The 25,318-nt window shown below is 60.0% G+C and carries 18 protein-coding genes; 7 read left to right on the forward strand and 11 right to left on the reverse strand.

The features are described 5' to 3' along the window. Positions 1-297 precede the first annotated feature (297 nt). Positions 298-3,144 carry a two-component system sensor histidine kinase RcsC gene (gene rcsC, locus FY206_RS16985; RefSeq protein WP_032641907.1) on the reverse strand — a complete coding sequence of 949 codons (2,847 nt, stop codon included), beginning with the start codon at positions 3,142-3,144 and terminating at the stop codon, positions 298-300. A 134-nt stretch (positions 3,145-3,278) separates the two neighbouring features. Then, on the reverse strand, positions 3,279-5,915 hold the full coding sequence (gyrA, locus tag FY206_RS16990) for a DNA topoisomerase (ATP-hydrolyzing) subunit A (RefSeq protein ID WP_045890648.1): 2,637 nt from the start codon (positions 5,913-5,915) through the stop codon (positions 3,279-3,281). A 146-nt stretch (positions 5,916-6,061) separates the two neighbouring features. On the opposite strand from gyrA, the gene ubiG reads away from it, so the two are divergent. The 4 genes from ubiG to yfaE all read left to right on the forward strand — a co-directional run bounded on the left by ubiG (position 6,062) and on the right by yfaE (position 10,889). After that, positions 6,062-6,790, forward strand: coding sequence for a bifunctional 2-polyprenyl-6-hydroxyphenol methylase/3-demethylubiquinol 3-O-methyltransferase UbiG (ubiG, locus tag FY206_RS16995; RefSeq protein ID WP_032641911.1), 729 nt, complete (start codon positions 6,062-6,064; stop codon positions 6,788-6,790). A gap of 347 nt (positions 6,791-7,137) precedes the next feature. Further along, positions 7,138-9,423: a class 1a ribonucleoside-diphosphate reductase subunit alpha gene (gene nrdA / locus FY206_RS17000; protein ID WP_032641913.1), complete on the forward strand. Its 2,286-nt coding sequence runs from the start codon at positions 7,138-7,140 to the stop codon at positions 9,421-9,423. A gap of 81 nt (positions 9,424-9,504) precedes the next feature. Next, positions 9,505-10,635: a class Ia ribonucleoside-diphosphate reductase subunit beta gene (gene nrdB, locus FY206_RS17005; RefSeq protein WP_032641915.1), complete on the forward strand. Its 1,131-nt coding sequence runs from the start codon at positions 9,505-9,507 to the stop codon at positions 10,633-10,635. Next, on the forward strand, positions 10,635-10,889 hold the full coding sequence (yfaE, locus tag FY206_RS17010) for a class I ribonucleotide reductase maintenance protein YfaE (RefSeq protein WP_032641917.1): 255 nt from the start codon (positions 10,635-10,637) through the stop codon (positions 10,887-10,889). The genes nrdB and yfaE overlap by 1 nt, the downstream gene beginning before the upstream one ends. 89 nt (positions 10,890-10,978) lie before the next feature. Here the strand turns inward: yfaE and glpQ are convergent, their stop codons facing one another. Beyond that, positions 10,979-12,034 carry a glycerophosphodiester phosphodiesterase gene (glpQ, locus tag FY206_RS17015; protein ID WP_032641919.1) on the reverse strand — a complete coding sequence of 352 codons (1,056 nt, stop codon included), beginning with the start codon at positions 12,032-12,034 and terminating at the stop codon, positions 10,979-10,981. 11 nt (positions 12,035-12,045) lie between these two features. Then, entirely contained in the window at positions 12,046-13,398 is a 1,353-nt protein-coding gene (glpT, locus tag FY206_RS17020; RefSeq protein WP_032641921.1) for a glycerol-3-phosphate transporter, read from the reverse strand. A 252-nt stretch (positions 13,399-13,650) separates the two neighbouring features. On the opposite strand from glpT, the gene glpA reads away from it, so the two are divergent. The 3 genes from glpA to glpC are packed head-to-tail and all read left to right on the forward strand — an operon-like array spanning position 13,651 to position 17,673. Then, positions 13,651-15,279, forward strand: a complete 1,629-nt coding sequence (glpA, locus tag FY206_RS17025) for an anaerobic glycerol-3-phosphate dehydrogenase subunit A (RefSeq protein WP_032641922.1) — start codon at positions 13,651-13,653, stop codon at positions 15,277-15,279. Next, positions 15,269-16,486 (forward strand): glycerol-3-phosphate dehydrogenase subunit GlpB, encoded by a 1,218-nt coding sequence (gene glpB / locus FY206_RS17030; RefSeq protein ID WP_032641924.1) that lies wholly within the window; start codon positions 15,269-15,271, stop codon positions 16,484-16,486. Before glpA ends, glpB begins: the two co-directional genes overlap by 11 nt. Further along, positions 16,483-17,673 (forward strand): anaerobic glycerol-3-phosphate dehydrogenase subunit GlpC, encoded by a 1,191-nt coding sequence (gene glpC / locus FY206_RS17035; RefSeq protein ID WP_032641926.1) that lies wholly within the window; start codon positions 16,483-16,485, stop codon positions 17,671-17,673. The genes glpB and glpC overlap by 4 nt, the downstream gene beginning before the upstream one ends. Before the next feature lie 33 nt (positions 17,674-17,706). Here glpC and FY206_RS17040 read toward each other — a convergent pair whose 3' ends face one another. From FY206_RS17040 to menD, 7 genes are all read right to left on the reverse strand, one after another. Continuing rightward, entirely contained in the window at positions 17,707-18,906 is a 1,200-nt protein-coding gene (locus tag FY206_RS17040; protein WP_032641929.1) for a nicotinamide mononucleotide deamidase-related protein YfaY, read from the reverse strand. A gap of 93 nt (positions 18,907-18,999) precedes the next feature. Beyond that, the gene (locus FY206_RS17045) at positions 19,000-19,539 is read right to left on the reverse strand and encodes a YfaZ family outer membrane protein (RefSeq protein ID WP_032641931.1); all 540 of its coding nucleotides are present in this window, start codon (positions 19,537-19,539) and stop codon (positions 19,000-19,002) included. Between the two features lie 124 nt (positions 19,540-19,663). Continuing rightward, a complete protein-coding gene (gene menE / locus FY206_RS17050; RefSeq protein ID WP_077064393.1) occupies positions 19,664-21,025 on the reverse strand; it encodes an o-succinylbenzoate--CoA ligase in 1,362 nt (453 codons plus the stop codon). Continuing rightward, the gene (menC, locus tag FY206_RS17055) at positions 21,022-21,987 is read right to left on the reverse strand and encodes an o-succinylbenzoate synthase (RefSeq protein WP_032641937.1); all 966 of its coding nucleotides are present in this window, start codon (positions 21,985-21,987) and stop codon (positions 21,022-21,024) included. The genes menE and menC overlap by 4 nt, the downstream gene beginning before the upstream one ends. Beyond that, entirely contained in the window at positions 21,987-22,844 is an 858-nt protein-coding gene (gene menB / locus FY206_RS17060; RefSeq protein ID WP_032641939.1) for a 1,4-dihydroxy-2-naphthoyl-CoA synthase, read from the reverse strand. Before menB ends, menC begins: the two co-directional genes overlap by 1 nt. Beyond that, positions 22,841-23,617: a 2-succinyl-6-hydroxy-2,4-cyclohexadiene-1-carboxylate synthase gene (gene menH, locus FY206_RS17065; protein WP_032641942.1), complete on the reverse strand. Its 777-nt coding sequence runs from the start codon at positions 23,615-23,617 to the stop codon at positions 22,841-22,843. Before menH ends, menB begins: the two co-directional genes overlap by 4 nt. Further along, entirely contained in the window at positions 23,614-25,284 is a 1,671-nt protein-coding gene (gene menD, locus FY206_RS17070; protein ID WP_032641945.1) for a 2-succinyl-5-enolpyruvyl-6-hydroxy-3-cyclohexene-1-carboxylic-acid synthase, read from the reverse strand. The genes menH and menD overlap by 4 nt, the downstream gene beginning before the upstream one ends. Positions 25,285-25,318: the final 34 nt, after the last annotated feature.

The raw sequence follows: 25,318 nt of genomic DNA on the forward strand, positions 1-25,318 counted from the left end.
GGCGACCGGGGCTCCCGGCGGTAAATCGCCGCTTCGCGGTGCCCTCAGCTTATTCCTTCCTGCTTATCGGGGACGGGCGGAGGTAACGTCCCTGTAAAGCCCGCCCTCTCGGCGCATCCATGCGCCTCGCCCCGGCCTGCAGGAAACGCTTCGGCGATTTACAGCCGGACCAGGGCATCGCTGTAAGTCATGAATTTTTCCGAAGAAACGTTCATCGCTTCAGGTAAAAATATTACTGGGGATCTCTCAGCCCACAGGGAGAGAGCGAAAAACATAAAAGGCCCTTCCGGGCCTTTTTTATATCCGCGTTTTTCTCACGCGCTCGGCGTAAATCGACAGAGTCTGCTTCAGCACGTCCAGCGTGACCGGTTTCGACAGACAGCTGTCCATCCCCGACTCCAGACAGCGCTGCTTCTCTTCCGCCAGGGCGTTCGCCGTGACGCCCACTACCGGCAGCGTCAGGCCAAGCTGGCGGATACGCTGCGTCAGACGATAGCCGTCCATGTTCGGCATGTTGACGTCGCTCAGCACGATATCGATATGGTTTTTACTCAGCACATTCAGCGCATCCACGCCGTCATTGGCCGTTTTGCACTGGTAGCCCAGCGATCCAAGCTGGTCAGCCAGCAGGCGGCGGTTAATCGGATGGTCATCCACCACCAGAATCATCATATCGTCATTCACCGACGCCAGAGACTCCGGTGACGGCAATCCGCCCGCGCCGTCGCGCTCTTCCAGCTCCACTTTATAGATGCGCGCCAGCAGGCTTAACAGCTCGTGCGGCGTGGCAACGCTGTGTACCCACTCCCCAGGCGCACGCTCGACAGGAATGCCGATGTGGCGACGGCAGAAGAGCACCGACCCTCTCCCCTGCCACGGCTGTTCCAGCGCCTCGTCAGCGATCAGCACGTCGTCCACGTCCGGCGTCTGGCCTTCATAGCGACATACCCTCACCCCGCTGCGGGTGAGGAGCGCCGTAAGATAGTCATTCAGCGAGGCGTTATGCACCGCCAGCCAGCAGCGCTTGTCGCTCAGCCCGTCCACGGTCGCTTTTGCCGGATACTGCGCGGAATAGAGCGGAATACGGATGGTGAACTGGCTGCCCATGCCGGGCTCGGTATCCACGGAGATATCACCGTCCATCATGCTGACGAGCTTCTCACAGATCGCCAGCCCCAGGCCGGTCCCCTGGAAGTTACGCTGCACGCCGGTCCCGACCTGGAAGAACGGGTCGAACAGACGCACCACCTCCTTCGCCGGGATGCCGACGCCCGTGTCGCGCACGCGAATGCTCAGGTAATCTCCCGCCCGGCAGACGTGCAGCACGATACAGCCCACGTCGGTGAATTTAATGGCGTTGCTGAGCAGGTTAGAGATGACCTGCTGCAGGCGCATCGGATCGCCATGCAGCGTTATCGGCACGTCCGGCTCGATAAAGCAGTAAAGCCCGAGCTGTTTACGCACCACCAGCGGCAGATAGTTGGCGCTGATATGGTTCATTACCTCGCGCGGGGAGAACTCGCGCGGCTCGATTTTTAGCTGCTCGGACTCAATTTTCGAGAAGTCGAGAATATCGCTGATGATCTTCAGCAGCAGGCTGGAGGAGTTGTTCATCGCCGTCACCAGCCTGTCGACCCCTTTCGGCAACTCTTTGGTCTGCAGCAGATCGAGGTTACCAATGATCCCGTAAAGCGGCGTACGCAGCTCGTGGCTGACCGTCGCAAGGAACATGGATTTAGACTGGCTGGCCTGCTCGGCAGCCTGCGCCATCTCCTGGAGCGACTCTTCCATCTTCACGCGCGCGGAAACATCCACCAGCACGCAAATCGCCACGTTTTCATTACGATAGCGGGAATGGACAAAGCTGATCTGCAGGTTGGTGTGCGTGCTGGTCAGCACGTCGACAAAGTTAACCTGCTGGCCGCAGATAATTTGCGTTAGCCTCTGCCGGTCCTCGTGCGTCAACATGTTCAGGTAGTTATGCGCCAGCTCGTTACTCAGGATATTGGTTCCGTCCTGGGTACGCAGAATACAGATCCCCACCGGCGCCGACGCGACAATCTTCCGGTTAAACTGCTCGTGCTCTTCCAGCCGCTGCGCGTCGCTTTCGGCGGGAATAAAGATTTTCCGCTCATACATGCGCGCCAGCGTAAACAGCGCCCCACCCGCGATCAGGTTCAGCAGAATGGCATTCATGATGAGAATGCGTATCCGCTCAAGGACCATGTCCACCGGCAGCGAATAGACGATACTCAGCGACGAAGGCGGCAGGCTCTTCTTCAGCACCAGCTCGCGGAAGCCTGAGGTATAGCCAAACCACGACCGCTCCTGCATCCAGTGCGGTTCGACGTTTAACCGGTTATCCGGCCCGGCAAGCGAGATCAGCTGATGACCGTTTTCATCCAGAATGGTCACCCCCATGGGCAGGCTGCCCGGGGTGAAAAAGTTTTCCATGCGAATGGTCTGCTCAATACCCAGCAGCGCCTGCAGGCGATTGCCGAGATAGACCGGCGTCAGGGCATAGAAATAGCCCACGCCCGGACGCGGCCCCTGGCTCACCCAGAAGATGTTATTTCCGCGCTCGTCCTGGGGCGCATTGCGATATTTCACAATACGTTCATGCAGGCTTTTCAGCGCATCGTCGCGCTCAACGGGCACGTCGCGCAGGCCAAAGTCAGCCATGCAGAGATTTTCACTGCCTATCAGGAATACGCGGTTCAGGTCATAGGCGGCGGAGAAGTTGTCGCGCCAGTAGCGCATAAACCAGGCAAGGGATTCCAGCGACCCGCGCCAGGTGTTGCTCATGTTAGAACAATCGGAGTCCGGGAACAGCGGCTGGAAGTCCGGGACTTCGGTTTTGTCATTACGCCCGCGAAGCGCGAGGATGCCGTTTTCCGCCGTCAGACGATTTTCGGCAATGTACTTGAGCTCCTTCATCACGTCAGACGTTCGCTGAATGTAGCGCTGGGCCTGGTCGGAGCTTAAGTTAAACTCCTGGCGGATCTCCGCTTCTTTCTGGTGCAGGGCGTTAACGATGTAAAACACCGACAACAGGGCCACCAGCAGCCAAAGCAGGAGCGCCAGCGCCCGGAACAGATAGCGAGAGACTTTCAGCGTAGTACGAAAGGAGACGAGGTATTTCAAGGGGGCGAGGCTCCGCCGTCGGGGTCAAAAGAATGTGGTTAAGGTAGCGGTAAACGCGGCTTGCCGCAACGTTCACTTGTCTGCTTACGTAAAAGAAAAGGGCCGGAATCCGGCCCTTTTTGCGTCAGAAGACATTACTCGTCAGCGTCATCCGCTGCGTCATCGTCGGTGTCCGCTTCCGGCGCGATTTCATCGTCACCTTCCGCGACGCTGCCGTCGATGGAATCGAGCTCTTCGTCATCCACCGGCTCGGCCACGCGCTGCAGACCCACCACGTTTTCATCTTCCGCTGTACGGATGAGGATCACGCCCTGGGTGTTACGACCCACCACGCTGATCTCAGACACGCGGGTACGCACCAGCGTACCGGCATCGGTGATCATCATGATTTGGTCGGCATCGTCCACCTGCACCGCGCCGACAACGGAACCGTTGCGCTCGGTCACCTTGATAGAGATAACGCCCTGCGTGCCGCGAGACTTGGTCGGGTATTCGCTTTCCGCGGTACGTTTACCGTAACCGTTCTGGGTGACGGTCAGGATTGCACCTTCGCCACGCGGAACGATCAGGGAAACGACGGAGTCTTCGCCCGCCAGCTTGATGCCGCGAACGCCGGTCGCCGTACGACCCATTGCGCGCACCGCGTTCTCCTTAAAGCGCACCACTTTACCGGCCGCAGAGAACAGCATCACTTCATCAGAACCGGAGGTCAGATCCACGCCGATCAGCTCGTCGCCTTCGTTCAGGTTCACCGCGATGATCCCGGCGGAACGTGGACGGCTGAACTCGGTCAGCGCGGTTTTCTTCACGGTACCGCTGGCGGTCGCCATAAAGACGTTCACGCCCTCTTCGTACTCGCGTACCGGCAGGATGGCGGTAATACGTTCATTCGCTTCCAACGGCAGCAGGTTGACGATTGGACGACCACGCGCGCCGCGGCTCGCTTCCGGCAGCTGGTAGACTTTCATCCAGTACAGACGACCGCGGCTGGAGAAGCAGAGGATCGTGTCGTGGGTGTTGGCCACCAGCAGGCGGTCAATAAAGTCTTCTTCTTTAATACGTGCTGCAGATTTACCTTTACCGCCACGACGCTGTGCTTCGTAGTCGGTCAGCGGCTGATACTTCACATAGCCCTGGTGAGACAGGGTGACCACCACGTCTTCGCGGTTGATCAGATCTTCAATGTTGATATCAGAGCTGTTCGCGGTGATTTCGGTGCGGCGCTCATCGCCGAACTGATCGCGGACCAGCTCCAGCTCTTCGCGGATCACTTCCATCAGACGCTCTGCGCTGCCCAGAATGTGCAGCAGCTCGGCAATCTGCTCCAGCAGCTCTTTGTATTCGTCGAGCAGTTTTTCGTGCTCAAGGCCGGTCAGTTTCTGCAGACGCAGATCCAGAATCGCCTGGGCCTGCTGTTCAGTCAGGTAGTACTGACCGTCACGCACGCCGAATTCCGGTTCCAGCCACTCAGGACGCGCCGCGTCATCGCCTGCGCGCTCCAGCATCGCGGCAACGTTGCCCAGATCCCACGGACGGGAAACCAGCGCGGCTTTCGCTTCTGCAGGCGTTGGCGCACGGCGGATCAGCTCGATGATCGGGTCGATGTTGGCCAGCGCAACCGCCAGCGCTTCCAGGATGTGCGCACGATCGCGGGCTTTACGCAGTTCAAAGATGGTACGGCGGGTCACCACTTCACGGCGGTGACGGACGAACGCGCTCAGGATCTCTTTCAGGTTCATGATCTTCGGCTGGCCATGGTGCAACGCAACCATGTTGATACCGAAGGAGACCTGAAGCTGAGTCTGGGAGTACAGGTTGTTCAGCACAACCTCGCCCACCGCGTCGCGTTTGATCTCAATCACGATGCGCATGCCGTCTTTGTCAGACTCGTCACGCAGCGCGCTGATGCCTTCAACGCGTTTTTCTTTTACCAGCTCGGCGATTTTTTCAATCAGACGCGCTTTGTTCACCTGATACGGGATCTCGTGAACAATGATGGTTTCACGGCCGGTTTTGGCGTCCGCTTCTACTTCAGCGCGGGCACGGATGTAAATCTTGCCGCGGCCGGTACGGTACGCTTCTTCAATGCCGCGACGACCGTTGATGATCGCCGCCGTCGGGAAGTCCGGGCCCGGGATGTGTGCCATCAGCCCTTCAATGCTGATGTCTTCATCGTCGATATAGGCCAGGCAGCCGTTGATCACCTCGGTGATATTGTGCGGCGGAATGTTGGTTGCCATACCGACCGCGATGCCGGACGAACCGTTAACCAGCAGGTTCGGGATCTTGGTGGGCATCACATCAGGGATGCGCTCGGTGCCGTCGTAGTTATCGACGAAATCAACGGTCTCTTTTTCCAGGTCGGCCATCAGCTCATGAGCGATTTTCGACATACGGATTTCCGTATAACGCATCGCCGCAGCGGAGTCGCCGTCGACTGAACCAAAGTTACCCTGACCATCTACCAGCATGTAGCGCAAGGAGAATGGCTGCGCCATACGAACGATGGTGTCATACACGGCGATATCACCATGCGGGTGATATTTACCGATGACGTCACCGACGACGCGGGCAGATTTTTTATAGGCTTTATTCCAGTCATTGCCCAATACGTTCATGGCGTATAGTACGCGACGGTGTACCGGCTTAAGGCCATCGCGGACGTCCGGCAGCGCACGGCCAACAATGACCGACATCGCATAGTCCAGATAGGAGCTCTTCAGCTCTTCCTCGATGTTAACCGGTGTAATTTCTCTCGCAAGGTCGCTCATCTAACCGCTATCCCTCTACTGTATCCCGGATTCAAAGGTCGCAAATTATAACACAGCCGAGGTGATTGAGGTAAACCTATACGCTTTATTCGCCGGGATTGCCTGATATACTCCTTTGTCTTGCTAAATAAGGAGTAAAAGCGCCCATGAATGCCGAAAAATCCCCGGTGGCCCACAACGTTGACCACGAAGAGATTGCCAAATTTGAAGCGGTGGCGTCCCGCTGGTGGGATCTCGAAGGTGAGTTCAAACCGCTGCACCGCATTAACCCGCTGCGTCTGGGCTATATCGCGGAGCGCTCCGGCGGTCTGTTCGGTAAGAAGGTGCTCGACGTTGGCTGCGGCGGCGGCATCCTGGCGGAGAGCATGGCGCGCGAAGGAGCGAATGTCACCGGCCTGGATATGGGCTTTGAACCGCTGCAGGTTGCCCGCCTTCACGCCCTCGAGTCCGGCATTCAGGTCGACTACGTGCAGGAAACCGTGGAAGAGCACGCGGCTAAACATGCCCATCAGTACGACGTGGTGACCTGCATGGAGATGCTGGAGCACGTACCCGATCCGCAGTCCGTGGTGCACGCCTGTGCAAAACTGGTGAAACCGGGCGGCCAGGTCTTCTTCTCCACCATCAACCGCAACGGTAAAGCCTGGCTGATGGCCGTCGTCGGCGCGGAGTACGTGCTGCGCATGGTGCCGAAAGGGACGCACGACGTGAAGAAATTCATCAAGCCGGCGGAGCTATTAACCTGGGTCGACCAGACGTGGCTCAAAGAGCAGCACATTACCGGCCTGCACTACAATCCGCTGACCGATAAATTCAAGCTCGCGCCGGGCGTTGATGTTAACTATATGTTGCACACAACCGCCAAAAACGACTAACGTCATTCGTTATTCTTATAAAGATTGCGCGACATCATGTTGCGCAATTCTGACCTCCCGTTGAAGAAATCAGCACTCGATCAAATTTTGAATTTTTTTTCTTAATTATTGACATCTCTTCCAGGCCTTACGGTACGAGGACTTAGCCTTTTTTACCCTTTCACAACCTCAATTTAACGTCAAAATCAACCCTTGTGCTGAAAAGATTCGATACTAGAATACTCACCATATAGCGTTTCTCTTATCGCAAACCCCCTATATGTAGTATTTATCCACAGAGTTAGTCACAAGACGGATCTGTGGATAAGCGGGGGATATTTTTTATTTCACGGACAGGTAAACCCCACATGAATCAGAGTCTGCTGGTGACAAAGCGCGACGGTACTACCGAGCGTATCAATCTGGACAAAATCCATCGAGTTCTCGACTGGGCAGCAGAAGGACTGAACAACGTATCTATCTCCCAGGTTGAACTGCGTTCCCACATTCAGTTCTACGACGGCATCAAAACGTCTGATATTCACGAAACGATTATTAAAGCAGCGGCAGACCTGATCTCCCGCGAAGCACCGGATTATCAGTACCTGGCTGCACGTCTGGCGATTTTCCACCTGCGTAAAAAAGCCTACGGCCAGTTTGAGCCGCCGAAGCTTTACGATCACGTGGTGAAAATGGTTGAGCTGGGCAAATACGACACGCATCTGCTGGAAGACTATACGGAAGAAGAGTTCGAGCAGATGAACGGGTTTATCGATCACTGGCGCGACATGAACTTCTCCTACGCGGCGGTGAAGCAGCTCGAAGGCAAATACCTGGTTCAGAACCGCGTAACCGGTGAGATCTACGAAAGCGCCCAGTTCCTCTATATTCTGGTGGCCGCCTGCCTGTTCTCTAACTACCCGCGTGACACCCGTCTGGACTACGTGAAGCGTTTCTACGATGCGGTATCCACGTTTAAAATTTCTCTGCCGACGCCAATCATGTCCGGCGTGCGTACCCCTACCCGTCAGTTCAGCTCCTGCGTGCTGATCGAATGTGGCGACAGCCTGGATTCCATCAACGCCACCTCCAGCGCCATCGTGAAATACGTTTCCCAGCGTGCCGGTATCGGCATCAACGCCGGTCGTATTCGCGCGCTGGGCAGCCCGATTCGCGGTGGCGAAGCGTTCCACACCGGCTGCATCCCGTTCTATAAGCACTTCCAGACGGCGGTGAAATCCTGCTCTCAGGGCGGCGTGCGCGGCGGGGCGGCGACCCTGTTCTACCCGATGTGGCACCTGGAAGTAGAAAGCCTGCTGGTCCTGAAAAACAACCGCGGCGTGGAAGGCAACCGCGTGCGCCACATGGACTACGGCGTGCAGATCAACAAGCTGATGTACACCCGTCTGCTGAAGGGTGAAGACATCACCCTGTTCAGCCCGTCCGACGTGCCGGGCCTGTATGACGCGTTCTTTGCCGATCAGGACGAGTTCGAGCGTCTGTACACCAAATACGAAAAAGACGACAGCATCCGCAAGCAGCGCGTGAAGGCGGTCGACCTGTTCTCCCTGATGATGCAGGAACGTGCCTCTACCGGCCGTATCTACATCCAGAACGTTGACCACTGCAACACCCACAGCCCGTTTGATCCGGTCGTTGCGCCAGTGCGCCAGTCTAACCTGTGCCTGGAGATCGCCCTGCCGACCAAACCGCTGGAAGACGTGAACGACGAAAACGGCGAAATCGCGCTGTGCACGCTGTCCGCGTTCAACCTGGGCGCAATTAAGAGCCTGGACGAGCTGGAAGAGCTGGCCGTGCTGGCGGTTCGCGCGCTCGACGCCCTGCTGGACTACCAGGATTACCCAATCCCGGCGGCTAAACGCGGCGCAATGGGCCGTCGTACCCTCGGTATCGGCGTGATCAACTTCGCCTACTGGCTGGCGAAAAACGGCAAGCGTTACTCCGACGGCAGCGCCAACAACCTGACGCACCAGACGTTCGAAGCGATTCAGTACTACCTGATGAAAGCCTCTAACGAGCTGGCAAAAGAGCAAGGCGCGTGCCCGTGGTTCAACGAAACCACCTACGCGAAAGGCATTCTGCCGATTGACACCTACAAGAAAGACCTGGATGCGATCGTCAGCGAGCCGCTGCACCTCGACTGGGAAGGCCTGCGCGAGTCCATTAAAACGCACGGCCTGCGTAACTCCACGCTCTCTGCCCTGATGCCGTCCGAGACCTCTTCGCAGATCTCCAACGCCACCAACGGCATTGAGCCGCCGCGCGGCCACGTCAGCATCAAAGCGTCGAAAGACGGCGTGCTGCGTCAGGTGGTGCCGGATTACGAGACACTGGGTGACAAGTACGAGCTGCTGTGGGAAATGCCAAACAACGACGGCTACCTGCAGCTGGTGGGTATCATGCAGAAGTTTATCGACCAGTCGATCTCTGCTAATACCAACTACGACCCGACGCGCTTCCCGTCCGGCAAGGTGCCAATGCAGCAGCTGCTGAAAGACCTGCTGACCGCCTACAAATTTGGCGTGAAAACGCTGTACTATCACAACACCCGTGATGGTGCGGAAGACGCCCAGGACGACCTGGCTCCGTCCATTCAGGACGATGGCTGCGAAAGCGGCGCATGTAAGATCTAATGTAAATGCCGGGTGGCGCTCCGCTTACCCGGCCTACGATTTTGTTTGCCCAACCGACAAAATCTCTCACAGGACACACTCATGGCATATACCACCTTTTCACAGACGAAAAACGACCAGCTCAAAGAGCCGATGTTCTTCGGCCAGCCGGTCAACGTGGCACGCTACGACCAGCAAAAATATGACATCTTCGAAAAGCTGATCGAAAAGCAACTCTCCTTCTTCTGGCGTCCGGAAGAAGTGGACGTCTCTCGCGACCGCATTGACTACCAGTCGCTGCCGGATCACGAAAAGCATATCTTCATCAGCAACCTGAAGTACCAGACGCTGCTGGACTCCATTCAGGGCCGTAGCCCGAACGTGGCGCTGCTGCCGCTGATCTCCATTCCGGAGCTGGAAACCTGGGTGGAAACCTGGGCGTTCTCCGAGACGATCCACTCCCGCTCTTACACCCATATCATCCGCAACATCGTGAACGATCCGGCGGTGGTGTTTGACGATATCGTCACCAACGAACAGATCCAGAAGCGCGCGGAAGGCATTGCCCATTATTACGATGAGCTGATCGAGATGACCAGCTACTGGCATCTGCTGGGCGAAGGCACCCACAGCGTGAACGGTAAAACCATTACCGTGAACCTGCGCGCGCTGAAAAAGCAGCTGTACCTGTGCCTGATGAGCGTCAACGCGCTGGAGGCGATCCGCTTCTACGTCAGCTTCGCCTGCTCCTTCGCCTTTGCCGAGCGCAAGCTGATGGAAGGCAACGCCAAAATCATCCGCCTGATCGCCCGCGACGAGGCCCTGCACCTGACGGGTACCCAGCACATGCTGAACCTGCTGCGCAGCGGCACGGACGATCCGGAGATGGCGGAAATCGCCGAAGAGTGCAAGCAGGAGTGCTACGACCTGTTCGTGCTGGCGGCCCAGCAGGAGAAAGAGTGGGCAGAATACCTGTTCCGCGACGGCTCCATGATTGGCCTGAACAAAGACATCCTGTGCCAGTACGTTGAGTACATCACCAACATCCGCATGCAGGCTGTCGGTCTCGATCTGCCGTTCCAGACGCGCTCTAACCCAATCCCGTGGATCAACACCTGGCTGGTGTCCGATAACGTCCAGGTCGCGCCGCAGGAAGTGGAAGTGAGTTCTTACCTGGTCGGTCAGATTGATTCTGAAGTCAACACCGACGACCTGAGCGACTTCCAGCTCTGATGTCACGCGTCACGCTAAGTCTTTCCGGCACCGAGGTGCTGTGTCGGGAAGAGCACCCTTCTCTGCTGGTGGCGCTTGAGGCGCATCAGGTAGAAGTAGAGTACCAGTGTCGTTCCGGCTACTGCGGCTCCTGCCGCTGCCGTCTGGTCACAGGCCAGGTGGACTGGCTGACCGAGCCGCTGGCCTTTATCAACGAAGGGGAAATTTTGCCCTGCTGCTGCCGGGCAAAAGGCGATATCGAAATCGAGATGTGATTGTGTCGGGTGGCGCTTCGCTTACCCGACCTACAAAACCGGAGTTCGTAGGCCGGGTAAGGCGCAGCCGCCACCCGGCAATTTCAGCGTTAATCCTTCAAAAAGCTCACCGCTTTATCCGGGAAATCCGTAAACAGCCCGTCCACGCCCGCCTGATTGTATAACACCTCATAAAGCTGATTCACGTCCGCGGCATACGGCGGCAGCTGGTCTGCGCGCACCGTGTACGGATGGACCTGCATCTTGCTCTCATGCGCCTCTTTCACCATTGCCGTCAGCTTCACGTGGCCCGGCGTTGAGCCTTCCGCCACCAGCATGTGGTAATCCGGCCCGATTCCGTCGGCGTACTGCGCAATCTGCTTCATCGCGCCCGGCTTGAACATCCAGTCGTAGCTGTAGTTCACCCACTTTCCGTCAGGCTGCTTCTCCTGGGTTTCATTCCAGTCGGTGTAGGCAATCAGCTGCACCAGATTGAGGTCCATCCCCATCTTCGGCTCCAGCTCGGTTTTAATGCGCTTCAGCTCGGCGGCGTCAAAACACTGCAGATAAACCTTGTCCTTTTTGCTGGTGTAGCCGTACTGCTTCAGCACCTCCAGCGTCTTCGCGGCAATGTCCTTCCCTTCCTGATGGTGGAACCACGGGGCTTTGATTTCCGGGTAGATACCGATATTTTTACCGGTCGAGTGGTTCAGCCCCTGAACAAACTCAATCTCTTCCTGGAAGGTATGAATGCGGAAGTCAGATTTGCCCATCGGGAAACGACCCGGATAGACCTGCACCTTCTTGCCGCTCTCAATCTCGAAGCCTTCGGTAAACTTCAGGGAGCGAATCTCCGCCAGCGTGAAGTCGATGGCGTAGTAGCGGCCATCCTTACGGGCGCGGTCCGGGAAACGCTCCGCCACGTCCGTCACGCGGTCCAGATAGTGATCGTGCAGGACAACCAGCTGGTCGTCCTTCGTCATCACCAGATCCTGCTCCAGATAATCCGCGCCCTGGGCATAGGCCATCGCTTTTGCCGGCAGCGTATGCTCCGGCAGATAGCCGCTCGCGCCGCGGTGGGCAATCACGATTTTATCCGCCGCCAGCGCGGACCCGGTCATCAGGCCCGCCAGCAGCAGGCCCGTCGCTAACTGAGTTAATTTCATCGCAAAGCTCCTTATTGACGACGCGCCAGCACTTCCGCGTGGTGACGTTTCTCACCGATCATTACGACAATCAGCAGCAGCACCGCCAGCACGCTGCCGCCGATCATCACCATAAAGCCGCCGTCCCAGCCGAAGAAGTCAACGGTGTAGCCCACGATAGCGCTCGCCGCGACCGAACCGCCCAGGTAGCCGAACAGACCGGTAAAGCCTGCCGCCGTGCCTGCCGCTTTTTTCGGCGCCAGCTCCAGGGCATGCAGACCGATCAGCATCACCGGACCATAAATCAGGAAGCCGATAACGATCATGCAGGCCATATCTACTGACGGGTTACCCGGCGGGTTGAGCCAGTACACCACGGTGGCGATGGTCACCAGGGTCATAAAGAAGACGCCCGTCGCGCCGCGGTTGCCTTTAAACACCTTGTCGGACATCCAGCCGCAAATCAGCGTGCCCGGGATCCCCGCGTATTCATAGAGGAAATAGGCCCAGGAGGATTTATCCAGCGCGAAGTGCTTCACCTCTTTCAGGTAGGTCGGGGACCAGTCCAGAATGCCGTAGCGCAGCAGGTAAACAAACACGTTCGCCACCGCGATGTACCACAGCAGCCTGTTAGGCAGCACGTACTTCATGAAGATCTGTTTTGCGGTCAGCTCTTCTTCGTGCTTTTCGCTGTAATCGTCCGGATAGTCGTTTTTGTACTCTTCAATCGGCGGCAGGCCGCAGGACTGCGGCGTATCGCGCATCAGCGCGAAGGCAATAATCGCCACCAGAATGGCGCCAAAGGCAGGCATATAGAGCGCCGCGTGCCAGTCGTTGAACCAGGCCATCCCCAGCAGGAACAGCAGCGGCGGAATGCCGCCACCCACGTTATGCGCACAGTTCCACACCGACACGATGCCGCCGCGTTCCTTCTGCGACCACCAGTGCACCATGGTGCGTCCGCACGGCGGCCACCCCATCCCCTGGAACCAGCCGCAGAGAAACAGCAGCACGAACATAACGGCAATGCTGGAGGTGGCCCACGGCACAAAGCCCATGAACAGCATCACCGCCGCGGCCAGAATCAGACCGGCGGGCAGAAACACGCGCGGGTTAGAGCGGTCCGACACCGAACCCATGATGAATTTGGAAAAACCGTAGGCGATGGAGATCCCCGACAGCGCGAACCCCAGATCGCCGCGGGAAAAGCCCTGCTCCACCAGATACGGCATGGCGAGCGCGAAGTTTTTACGTACAAGGTAGTACGCCGCGTACCCGAAGAAGATCCCCAGGAAAATTTGCCAACGCAGACGGCGATAGAGCGGATCTATTTCTGCCTCTGGCAGACGCGCCCTGTGCGGCGCAGGTTTGAAGATACTGAGCATAACAGCCTCCGTGGCCTTGAAATGAATGAGCAGGTGGCTCGCACCTGGATTCCAGAGGCGGGGATGTTAAGAAATCACGGTGATTGTTACTGTGAATCAACGCACAGATTGTTACAGAAATATGACAGGATGCGCAAAAAAGCGCATGAAATCACGTTTCACTTTCGAATTACGCGCGTTTATGTTCGAAATCAAACAAACCACAAAATTAATATGGCTAAATGATAAAAAAACGAACATAGAGGGTAAACAATGACCAGTCACGATCCTCGCTACAGCGATGTGATAATCATTGGCGGTGGCGCAACCGGCGCCGGGATCGCACGCGATTGCGCCCTTCGCGGCTTAAGCGTCACGCTTCTGGAACGTCATGATATCGCCACGGGCGCAACCGGACGTAACCACGGCCTGCTGCACAGCGGCGCTCGGTACGCGGTGACCGACGGTGAATCCGCGCGCGAATGTATTGCCGAAAACCAGATCCTCAAGCGTATCGCCCGCCACTGCATTGAGCCGACCGACGGCCTCTTTATTACCCTTCCTGAAGATGACCTCGCCTTTCAGGACACCTTTATTACCGCCTGCAGCGCAGCGGGCATTCAGGCTGAGGCCATGGATCCGGTGCTGGCGCGGCGGCTGGAACCGTCGGTTAACCCGGCGCTTATCGGCGCGGTGAAAGTCCCTGACGGCACCGTCGATCCGTTCCGCCTGACCGCCGCCAATATGCTGGACGCCCGCGAGCACGGCGGGCATATCCTGACCGGGCACGAAGTGACCGGGCTTATCCGCGAAGGCCATCGCGTCTGCGGCGTGCGGGTGTTTGACACGCAATACCATGAACACGGCGAGCTGTATGCCTCCGTGGTCATTAATGCCGCGGGGATCTGGGGGCAGCGCATCGCGGAATACGCCGACCTGCAGGTGCGCATGTTCCCGGCGAAAGGCTCGCTGCTGATCCTCGACCACCGTATCAATAACCACGTCATCAACCGCTGCCGCAAACCCTCCGACGCCGATATCCTCGTGCCGGGCGATACTATTTCGCTGATCGGCACGACCTCCACCCACGTGGACTACAGCGAGATTGACTACAACCGCGTGACCGCCGAAGAGGTGGATATTCTGCTGCGTGAAGGCGAGAAGCTGGCCCCGGTGATGGCCCAGACGCGCATTCTGCGCGCCTACGCGGGCGTGCGTCCGCTGGTCGCCAGCGACAACGATCCGAGCGGACGTAACGTCAGTCGGGGCATCGTGCTGCTCGATCACGCCGAGCGCGACGGCATGGACGGGTTTATCACCATCACCGGCGGCAAGCTGATGACCTACCGCCTGATGGCCGAATGGGCGACCGATGCCGTTTGCCGCAAGCTGGGCAATACCGAGCCGTGCGTGACGGCAGAACAGCCCCTGCCGGGATCGCGTCAGTCCACGGAAAAAACGCTGCAAAAAATTATCTCCCTGCCCGCGCCGCTGCGCGGATCCGCGATTTACCGCCACGGCGACAGAACGCCGGTCTGGCTTGGAGAAGGCCGGCTGAGCCGCAGCCTGGTGTGCGAGTGCGAAGCCGTCACCGCCGGTGAGGTGCAGTACGCGGTGGAGAACCTGACGGTCACCAGCCTGCTCGATCTCCGCCGCCGCACCCGCGTCGGCATGGGCACCTGCCAGGGCGAGCTCTGCGCCTGCCGTGCGTCGGGTCTGCTGCAGCGTTTTCATACCACCACCGCCACCCAGTCGCTCGATCAGCTCAGCGCCTTTTTAAACGAGCGCTGGAAAGGCATTCAGCCTGTCGCCTGGGGCGATGCCCTGCGCGAAAGCGAGTTTACCCGCTGGGTATACCAGGGGCTTTGCGGTCTTGAGAAGGAGCAACGCGATGAAATTTGACACCGTGATTGTCGGCGGCGGGCTGGCGGGCCTGCTTTGCGGCATCAGGCTCACGAAGCAGGGTCTGCGCTGCGCCATTATCACCCGGGGCCAGAGCGCCCTGCACTTCTCGTCAGGCTCGCTGGATCTGGTGGACGAAGCCTACCGCGACAAACTGCCGCCGGAGCACCCGTATCACCTGATTGGCGCGCAGCATATTGACCGCTTTGCGCTGGAAACCGAAGCGCTGCTAGCAGACTGCGGCGCACGCCTGAAGGGAAGCGCCCGGCTCAATCATCAGCGCGTCACGCCGCTCGGCACCCTGCGTTCCGCCTGGCTCAGCCCGGAAGAAGTGCCCGTTGCCCCCTTCACTGCCGCTCGCGTGCGGGTGGTGGGCATTAGCGGCTTTCTGGATTTTCAGCCGCATCTCGCGGCGGCGTCGCTCTGTCGCCAGGGCGTTAACGCCGAAACGGCAGAGATAGAGCTGCCCGAACTTGATGTTCTGCGCGATAACCCGAGCGAGTTTCGCGCGGTGAATATCGCCCGCTTTCTGGATAACGAGGACAAATGGCCGCTGCTGTACGACGCGCTCAGGCCAATCGGCGAGAGGTGCGACGCGCTGCTGATGCCCGCCTGCTTTGGCTTACGCGACAACCGGCTCTGGCGCTGGCTGTCGGACCGCCTGCCCTGCTCGCTCGGCCTGCTGCCCACGCTGCCCCCTTCCGTCCCCGGCATTCGCCTGCATACCCAGCTTCAGCGTCAGTTTGTGGCGCAGGGCGGCGTGTGGATGGCGGGTGACGAGGTAAAAAAAGTCACCCTGACCGACGGCGCGGTGAGTGAAATCTGGACCCGCAACCACGGTGATATTCCGCTGCGCGCCCGCTATACGGTGCTGGCAAGCGGCAGCTTCTTCAGCAACGGGCTGCTGAGCAGCCGGGAAGGCATCCGGGAAGCCATTATGGGGCTCGATGTCCGGCAAGGCGCCTCCCGCGCGGACTGGTATCAGAGTGATTTCTTCTCGCCGCAGCCGTGGCAGCAGTTTGGCGTAATTGTCGACAGCCGGCTGCATCCGCAGCTTTCCGGCAAGCCCGTCAAAAATCTCTTTGCCATCGGCTCGCTGCTGGGCGGGTACGATCCCATTGCCCAGGGATGCGGTTGCGGGGTCTGCGCCGTCACGGCGCTGTATGTGGCAGAGCAGATTAGCCGGCGCATGGAGGCTGAACAATGAACGACACCCGATTTGAAAGCTGCATTAAATGCACGGTCTGTACCACCGTCTGCCCGGTAAGCGGCGTGAACCCGCGCTATCCGGGGCCAAAGCAGGCTGGCCCTGACGGCGAGCGTCTGCGGCTGAAGGACGGCAAGCTGTACGACGAGGCGCTGAAATACTGCATCAACTGCAAACGCTGCGAAGTCGCCTGCCCGTCGGATGTGAAAATCGGCGATATCATCCAGCGCGCCCGGGCGCGCTACGGCACGCAAAAGCCGTCGCTGCGGGACGCGATCCTGAGCCATACCGATCTGATGGGCAGCGTCTCAACGCCGTTTGCCCCGCTGGTGAATGCCGCGACCGCACTCAGGCCGGTGCGCCAGCTGCTGGATGCCACGCTGAAGATAGATCATCACCGCAGCCTGCCAAAATATTCTCACGGCACCTTCCGCCGCTGGTACAAATCCGTCGCGGCGGAGCAGGCGAAGTATGCCGACCAGGTGGCCTTTTTCCACGGCTGCTACGTGAATTACAACCATCCGCAGCTGGGAAAAGATCTGCTGAAGGTGCTGAACGCCATGGGAACGGGCGTTCAGCTACTGAATAAAGAGAAGTGCTGCGGCGTACCGCTGATTGCCAACGGGTTTACCGATAAAGCGCGCAGGCAGGCTCAAAGCAATGTCACCTCCCTGCGCGAAGCGATTGTCGATAAAGGTATTCCGGTGCTGGCGACCTCGTCCACCTGTACCTTCACCCTGCGCGATGAGTATCCGCATCTGCTGGACGTAGATAATACCGGCCTGCGCGAGCACATCGAGCTGGCGACGCGCTTCCTGTGGCGCAAGCTCGATAGCGGACAGACGTTGCCGCTGGGCAAATTACCCCTGAAAGTGGTGTACCACACGCCGTGTCATATGGAGAAGATGGGCTGGTCGCTCTATACGCTTGAGCTGCTGCGGCTAATCCCGGGCCTGGAGCTGACGGTGCTGGACTCACGCTGCTGCGGGATTGCGGGAACCTACGGCTTTAAGCGTGAAAACTACGAAACGTCGCAGGCGATTGGCGCCCCGCTGTTCCGCCAGATTGAAGAGAGCGGCGCGGATATCGTGGTGACGGACTGCGAAACCTGCAGGTGGCAGATTGAGATGTCCACCAGCAAGCGCTGCGAACATCCGATTACCCTACTGGCGAAAGCGCTGGGCTGAATATGGCCGGGGCGCAAGGCCCCGGCACAGGCGTTACTCAACGAACAGCGACTCGACAACGTTAATCCAGCCGTGCTCGCTGGCCACCTCTTTGCCGTTCAGCCAGCGGCGCAGCATGTTCAGCGCCATCATGGCGCAAACCTCCTGACGCACCGCCAGGCTGTGGCGGGTAATGCTCATTTTTACCCGCAGCGCCCAGGTGCCTTCCGGCGTGGCCAGCGCGAAGTTGAGATGTTCTTCGTCCAGCCCGCCGACAAACAGCGCCAGACCGGCAAAATGCTTCACCCTTCTCTCGGAGGCCCAGCGGGCGGTCTGCGCGAGGGTCTCCTGCTGGAACGGCACCACCTCGCTTGCCAGCAGCGGCGCGTTGACGCGCGACAGCTGCAGCGCCAGCAGGCCGCCGGTGAACTGCTCGCTTAAGGTGACGCTCAGCTGGCGAGTCTGGAGATGCGTCGCAATCTGCGCGGGCAATCCTTCCGTCCCTTCAAAGATCAGGCTTTCGCCCGCCACGCGCTGCACCTCAGGCCACAGGGCCAGCATCGCCGCTTTCTGTTCGGCCGGGCCTGTGAGCTTAAGCTCAATGATCGGCATAGAGGAGCGGTAGCCCATGGAGACGCCCGGCGGCAGCGGGAGGCGATCGAGGCTCTGGGCCAGATCGCTTTCCGAGCGGCCAAAGGTGGTCAGACGCAGGCAGAGCGGCGGTTCCGGCAGGGTAAAACGATCGCGAAGGCGCGGCAGGATCTGCTGCTCGACCATCACCTTAAATTCTGAGGGCACGCCCGGGGTAAAGAACATCAGGCAGCGGTTCAGCTGCATGGCAAACCCGCACGCGGTACCGACCGGGTTATCGACCAGCTCGGCGCTGGCGGGAATTTCAGCCTGCTTGCGGTTGCTGGGGGCCATGACGCGGCCACGCTCGGAGAAAAAGCGTTCCATCTGCGAAAGCCACGCCTCGTGCAGCACCAGCCCTTCGCCTTTTGCGGTTGCGGCGGCCAGCGCGCTGAGATCGTCACCGGTGGGGCCGAGCCCGCCGTTCACAATCAGCACGTCACACTGTTCGCTCCGCTCGCGCAGCACGCTGACCAGCGACTCAAGATTGTCGCCCACCGTATTGCGGCGCGTTAACGGTAATCCTTGCTCAAAGAAAAGATCGGCAAGCCAGGCCGCATTGGTATCAATAATTTGTCCATGCAGCACTTCGTCACCGGTGGATAACATCTCCACGTTAATCATTGTGTTCTCCCGCTTATTTGGTGAAAACACTATAGCGCAAACGCGGAAGGGAGAAGAGAGAAACTGGCGCGACGGAACGCCGCGCCGGGGTGCTTAGAAGCCAGCGCTTACGCCAACGTACGGACCGTCGGCCAGCGCGTTGTCGCGGTTACCGTCTTTGCCCGCCAGGTTCAGATAGCGATAGCCCGCTTCGATGGTAACAGGACGCATGATGGTCCAGCGCGCGCCCGCGTTGGCCTCTTCATAGCTGTCGATACCGCTGGAGAGGGAGTCCGGAGAGTAGTAGTACTCGCCAAACAGGCCGAAGCTGTCGCCAATCTTCCACTGCAGGCCGCCGCCCACTGCCGCCGCGTAGCCTTCGCTACCGTCGTTCGGGTTGGTGTAAACCCCTTTACCGCCGACGGTGGCCAGGAATGGGCCAAGCGGCACGTTCAGACCCAGGCCGAGGCTGGCCGCGTCGCCATCGTCATCGTTATGCGTCCAGCCGCCGGTCATTGCCAGACCGGAGGTTTCGGTCCCCATGCCAAAGCCCAGGTGGGTATAATCCTGACCCGCCGAGCCGTTAAAGCTGATGGCGTTAGCCGCCGCAGATACAACCATCAGGCCTAAGCCCAGTAATGCCACTTTTTTCATTGTCGTGATCCCGCACAATTTTTATAGAGAAGTCCCAAAACCGCGAGATTTTAACCTGGGTCCTCCGGGGATCAAGCACTCTGCGTGCGGCAGGCCGGTAGATTGTAACTATTTGAAACGGCTATTATCCCTTCAGCGTTGCGTTCACCCACGCCTGCAGCGCGCGGCGCGAGACCTTAATGCCGCCATTTTTGAGTTCGGTCGGCAACAGCAGCCAGCGGACGGGCTGCTCAAAACGCGCCAGCTTGTCCCTCACCCAGTCAGGTAAGCAGGTGATATCCGCCCCCGGCTCGCACTCCACCACCGCCACCGGACGTTGGCCGAACTCGGCGTCGTCCAGCGGGACGATAAACGCCTGGTTAACCTGCGGGTGCGTGGCGATAACGCGCTCCAGCGATTCCGGCTGGATCCCTTCGCCGCCGCTAAAAAAGAGGTTGTCCATGCGGCCCAGGATCGTCAGGCGACCTTCATGCCATTCCCCGCGATCGCGGGTGGCGAACCAGCCCTGGGCGTTGGTCAGCGGAATCAGATCGCCCTCTCGCCAGTAGCCTGAGGCCATGCTCTGCGCCCTGATCCACACCTCCCCGTCGACGACCTGCACCTCTCTGCCCGGCAGCGCATAGCCCACGTCCGGCTCGCCGTCCGCCTCTTTCGCGCAGACGGTAGAGGCAAACTCGGTCAGACCGTAGCCGCAGAAGGTGCGAATCCCCTGCTCGCGCGCCTGCTGCGTCAACTCGACAGGGATGGCGGCCCCGCCCAGCAGCACCGCTTTCAGTGCGACGGGCTGGTGGGCATGAAGCAGACGCCAGAGCTGGGTCGGCACCAGCGAGGCGTGGGTGCAGCCGCACAGCGCCTGCTCCAGAGGCTGCTTCTCGCGCACGGTTAACCGCGCGCCGGCCTGCAGCCAGCGCCATAAAATCCCCTGGCCGGAAACGTGAAACAGCGGCAGTGAAAGCAGCCAGTCGTCGTCTTCGCCGTAGGGCATCAGCGACAACACGCCGCGCGCGCTGGCAAGGTGGGCCTCGCAGGTATGGACCGCCGCTTTCGGCAGCCCGGTGGAGCCGGAGGTGAGCGTCATCGAGGCCAGCCGCGCCGGTTGCCACACCGCGCAATACGCATCGGCTGACTCGCGCATGCTCAGGGCAGGAAGTCCGTCGTAGCTGCCGTCCAGCACCAGCGCAAAGCGCAGCGTCATCTGCGGGAGCAACACCTCCAGCAGCGGGCGCGGCAGCTGGGGACTAACGGGAAGAATACGCGCGCCGCACTGGAGCAGCGCCAGCCACGCCAGCAGGGTTTGCGGATGGTTGTGGGCCAGCAGCAGCACGCCGTTGCCCTCCGCCACGCCCTGCCGGTGAAATGCCGCCGCAAGGCGGTCGACGCGGGCGCACAATTGCTGCCAGCTGAGCGCCTCGTCGTTCAGCCTCAGGGCCGGTTTATCAGCACACTGCGCGCGCCAGTGCCGCCACGGCCAGTCGGTAAAGCTCATCGCAGCGGCTCCAGCGCCGCGACGTTAAGGCACGGCAGCGTGCTGTCCGGCCACGGGCGGATAAGCTGCGCCTGCATCAGGCTCAGCGTGTCGAGGCCGGGAAGGGTATCCGGCGTTAGCCAGGCGGCAATGCGCGCCAGCTGGGTCAGCCCAAGGCTGGACTCAATCGACGAGCTAATCACCGCCGTCAGACCCAGCGCATGCGCCGCGGCAACCTGCTCGCGGACCTTCGCCAGGCTGCCGGTCAGCGTCGGTTTAATCACCACCGCGCTGACGCCCGACTCGGCAATAAATTCAAAATCGTCCTCGCGCAGGCTTTCATCCCAGGCGATGGCAATCCCCGTTTCGCGGGCAAACGCGCGAGAATCATCGCGGGTTTTACACGGCTCTTCCAGGAAGGCAATGCGGCTGCGGTACGCCGGATTGACGTATTTCGCAAACTGCTGCGCCTTAAGCGGCGTCCAGGCGCGGTTGGCGTCCAGACGGAGATGAAGGTCGGGGATCGCCTCCAGCAGCAGGTTGGCGACCATGCCGTCGCGCACCGCTTCGTAGAGCCCGACCTTAATTTTCGCCACCTTCTCGCCCGGCATGGCGGAGAGCAGCGCAAACAGCTCGTCAGGATCGCCCGTGCAGAGCGGTGCCGCGCGGTAGTTAGCCTCTTCCGGCAGGCTACCGTCCAGCTCCGCCAGCGCGCAGCTGATACCAAAAGCCGCGGACGGCACGTCCGGCAAAGCCGGATCCGCACCTTCGCGCCACGCGTCTGCCCACGCCAGCAGCGCGGCCTGGGCGTCATCCAGCGACTCCAGGCTAAAGCCCGGCAGCGGTGAAATCTCGCCCCAGCCTTCCCGCTCGCCCTGCTGGAGATGCACGAAGAAGCCGTCACGGGTTTTCAACCGCCGTTCACGCAGCACCACGCCCGCGTCCATCGGTATCTGCCAGCGGTAAACCTGCGCGCGACGCATTACGGGTTCCGTTTGTATTTGCTGAAGTCCGGCTGGCGTTTTTCGTTAAACGCGTTGCGCCCTTCCTGACCCTCTTCGGTCATGTAGAACAGCATGGTGGCGTTGCCCGCCAGCTCCTGCAGACCCGCCTGGCCGTCGCAGTCGGCGTTGAGCGCGGCCTTCAGGCAGCGCAGCGCCATCGGGCTGTTTTGCAGCATTTCACGGCACCAGCGGACGGTCTCTTTTTCGAGATCGGCAATCGGGACCACGGTATTGACCAGGCCCATATCCAGCGCTTCCCGGGCGTTGTACTGACGGCACAGGAACCAGATTTCACGCGCTTTTTTCTGCCCGACGATGCGCGCCATGTAGGAAGCGCCCCAGCCGCCGTCGAAGGAGCCCACTTTCGGACCCGTCTGGCCAAAGATGGCGTTCTCGGCGGCAATGGTCAGGTCGCACATCATGTGCAGCACGTGGCCGCCGCCGATGGAGTAGCCCGCTACCATCGCCACCACCGGTTTTGGACAGGTGCGGATTTGACGCTGGAAATCGAGGACGTTCAGATGGTGCGTGCCCGCATCGTCCTGGTATCCGCCGTAGTCGCCTCGCACCTTCTGATCCCCGCCGGAGCAGAACGCTTTATCGCCTTCGCCGGTCAGGACAATCACGCCGATATTGTCGTCGTAGCGCGCATCCGCCAGGGCCTGAATCATCTCTTTCACCGTCAGCGGACGAAAGGCGTTACGCACCTGCGGGCGGTTAATGGTGATTTTGGCAATGCCGTCGGTGGATTTGTGGTAACGAATGTCGGTGTAGCCTTCGGAGCAGTCTTGCCATTCAACCGGGGCATAAAGCATGTTTTCATCAGGATAGATCATAGAGTGTCCTTTGTTCGAAGACGCAGTATCTGAGCCAGACTCGCCGCAACCGCATCGGGGTTTTCCCGGTGGGCGTTGTGTCCGGCGTTGGGAATTGCATGGCGAGCGGCGTTCAGCTCGGCGGCAAGGGCCGCGAACTTCTCATCACGTTCGCCATAGAGATAATCCAAAGAGAAATCGCGTGCGCCGAGCGCGGCACGCAGGTCGGGCTGCACGGCCAGCGAGGTTGCCTCAAGCATTTTCGCCAGCGCCGCGCCGCTGTTCTGGCTGCGCAGGGTAATCAGCGCGTCGCGCTGGGCGTCCGTGAGGGAGGCGAACACGGGCTGGCGATACCAGTCACTGAACACGTTCTCCAGCGGTTCGCGGCGAAAACGTTCTGCCCAGCGGCGGTCGGATGCCCGCCGCGCCTGTCGCGCCCCGGCATCCTGCAGGCCCGGATGTCCGCCTTCTACCGCCACGCCCAGCAGACCCTTTGGCCGCTGGCAGGCATGAAACATCGCAATGCGGCCGCCGAGGGAGTACCCGACGAGCCAGAAGCTCAGTATGTTGTAACTAAGCAGGGTTTGGGCGAGCAGCGCGCTCATCTCTTCGAACCCCGCCACGCTTATCTTGCAGGATCCGCCGTGCCCGGGCAGGTCAAGATAGAGTCGGGGATAGTCGCTCAGCGTCTCGCCAACGGGCTGCCACTCGCGGCAATCTCCGGAAAAACCGTGCAAAAAGACCAGCCAGGGGTAGCCTGGCTTTCCGGCCTGCTGCACGCCGGAGAGGATCACAGCTGGCTCACCTGCGCCAGCAGGCTTTGCAGGGCATGCGCCCCGTCGGCATCGTTCACCACCAGCTCGATCAGCGTCGCGCCCGGCTGCTTCCAGGCATTGCTTAGCGCCACGTCCAGCTGTTCCCAGCTCTCCGGGCGATGGTATTTCAGGCTGAACATCGCCGCGGCGTGTTCGAACTGCACGTTCTGCGGCATCAGATAGAAGCGCTCGCGCTCGCTCTGGGGCGTTGGCAGCAGGGAGAAAATCTGTCCGCCGTTGTTATTCACGACAATCAGCACAAACGGCGCGGAAGCCTGGCGCAGCAGCGCCAGCGCGTTGAGATCGTAGAGCGCGGAGAGATCGCCCACGATAGCCAGCGTCGATTTCGCGCTGGCGCGCTGCACGCCCGCCGCGGTGGAGATCAGCCCGTCGATGCCGCTGGCGCCGCGGTTGCTGTAAACCGGGTAGCCTGCGGGCAGCTTCGAAAAGGCATCAATCAGACGTACGACCAGGCTGTTGCCGACAAACAGCTGCCCCTGTTCAGGCAGATACTGGCGAATTCGGTGCGCCAGCCCGGCTTCGCTGAAGGTCTCACAGTGCGCTTTGGTGATTTCCCAGGCCTGGCGCGACAGGTCCGGGATCGCCACCGCCCAGGGTTGACGTTTTTCCGCCGGATGCAGGTCCAGCCAGCTCTCAATGCCGCTCACCAGACGACGACCGCGATGGTGCGCCGGGTCAAGCCGCCCTTCCAGCGGGTCGACCAGCCAGTACTCTTCCGGCGTGCAGGTCGCCTGCCACTGCAGCAGACGTTTGCCGGTCAAACTCGATCCAAGCTGGACCACAATCTGCGCCTGTGAAAGCTCGGTGACCGCCTTCGCATTGCCGAGCCAGAGGTCGGCGCACGGCAGCGGCTGACCGGTCTGGGAAAGCACGTCGCCTATTAGCGGCCAGCCGAGGGTTTGCGCCCATTCGGCGACCCGCCTGCCTTCGGCGGCGCTCATGCGCCCGGCAATAACCACGCCGCGCTTCTGCCGCCAGAAGAACCAGTCGCGCTGTTTCGCGCTCTCAAGGTGCGTCTGTTCGCGCAGCCACGGTTTTTCACTCTGCCACCAGTCGCCTAGCGTCTGCTGCCAGTCAAGACCGGTGTCGTCCAGCTCACCGTAGAGCGGCTCGGCAAACGGGCAGTTGATGTGCAGCGCCCCGCTGCGCAGTGTCTCCATGGCGTGATCGACGGTGGAGACCAGCCAGCCTGCCGGAATATCCTGAGTAGGACGCGGTAACGACACCGTCTGCGAAGGGTGCGAAGAAAAGATCCCCGGCTGGCGAATGGCCTGATTGGCGCCGCAGTCGATCAGTTCAGGAGGACGGTCGGCCGTCAGCAGGATCAGTTTTTCACCGGTTAACCCGGCTTCAATCAGGGCCGGATAGAGGTTCGCCACGGCGGTACCGGAGGTGACGATCACCGCCACGGGCGCTTTGCTGACCTTTGCCAGCCCGAGCGCCAGGTGGCCGAGACCGCGCTCATCAAAGTGGGTGTGGTGAATCAACGCCCGGTTGTCGGCGGCCGCCAGCGTCAGCGGCGTTGAACGAGAACCCGGTGCAATACACACGTGCCTGACGCCGTGGCGGGTCAGGGCTTCAAGGATCACCGCCGCCCAGCGTCGGTTAAAAGAACTTACTGACATGAGATTGTCCGGTATCAAGAATGCGACACAGTAT

Origin of the sequence: Enterobacter chengduensis, assembly GCF_001984825.2 — a bacterium.
In the GTDB taxonomy this organism is placed as follows: domain Bacteria; phylum Pseudomonadota; class Gammaproteobacteria; order Enterobacterales; family Enterobacteriaceae; genus Enterobacter; species Enterobacter chengduensis.

What these genes read in the sequence shown, in the direction of transcription:
- nrdB (WP_032641915.1), top strand. Translation starts at nt 9,505, where the DNA reads ATGGCATATACCACCTTTTCACAGACGAAAAACGACCAGCTCAAAGAG.
- glpT (WP_032641921.1), bottom strand. Translation starts at nt 13,398, where the DNA reads ATGCTCAGTATCTTCAAACCTGCGCCGCACAGGGCGCGTCTGCCAGAG.
- ubiG (WP_032641911.1), top strand. Translation starts at nt 6,062, where the DNA reads ATGAATGCCGAAAAATCCCCGGTGGCCCACAACGTTGACCACGAAGAG.
- menC (WP_032641937.1), bottom strand. Translation starts at nt 21,987, where the DNA reads ATGCGTCGCGCGCAGGTTTACCGCTGGCAGATACCGATGGACGCGGGC.
- glpQ (WP_032641919.1), bottom strand. Translation starts at nt 12,034, where the DNA reads ATGAAATTAACTCAGTTAGCGACGGGCCTGCTGCTGGCGGGCCTGATG.
- glpC (WP_032641926.1), top strand. Translation starts at nt 16,483, where the DNA reads ATGAACGACACCCGATTTGAAAGCTGCATTAAATGCACGGTCTGTACC.
- menD (WP_032641945.1), bottom strand. Translation starts at nt 25,284, where the DNA reads ATGTCAGTAAGTTCTTTTAACCGACGCTGGGCGGCGGTGATCCTTGAA.
- yfaE (WP_032641917.1), top strand. Translation starts at nt 10,635, where the DNA reads ATGTCACGCGTCACGCTAAGTCTTTCCGGCACCGAGGTGCTGTGTCGG.
- menB (WP_032641939.1), bottom strand. Translation starts at nt 22,844, where the DNA reads ATGATCTATCCTGATGAAAACATGCTTTATGCCCCGGTTGAATGGCAA.
- glpB (WP_032641924.1), top strand. Translation starts at nt 15,269, where the DNA reads ATGAAATTTGACACCGTGATTGTCGGCGGCGGGCTGGCGGGCCTGCTT.
- glpA (WP_032641922.1), top strand. Translation starts at nt 13,651, where the DNA reads ATGACCAGTCACGATCCTCGCTACAGCGATGTGATAATCATTGGCGGT.
- FY206_RS17045 (WP_032641931.1), bottom strand. Translation starts at nt 19,539, where the DNA reads ATGAAAAAAGTGGCATTACTGGGCTTAGGCCTGATGGTTGTATCTGCG.
- nrdA (WP_032641913.1), top strand. Translation starts at nt 7,138, where the DNA reads ATGAATCAGAGTCTGCTGGTGACAAAGCGCGACGGTACTACCGAGCGT.
- gyrA (WP_045890648.1), bottom strand. Translation starts at nt 5,915, where the DNA reads ATGAGCGACCTTGCGAGAGAAATTACACCGGTTAACATCGAGGAAGAG.
- menE (WP_077064393.1), bottom strand. Translation starts at nt 21,025, where the DNA reads ATGAGCTTTACCGACTGGCCGTGGCGGCACTGGCGCGCGCAGTGTGCT.
- FY206_RS17040 (WP_032641929.1), bottom strand. Translation starts at nt 18,906, where the DNA reads ATGATTAACGTGGAGATGTTATCCACCGGTGACGAAGTGCTGCATGGA.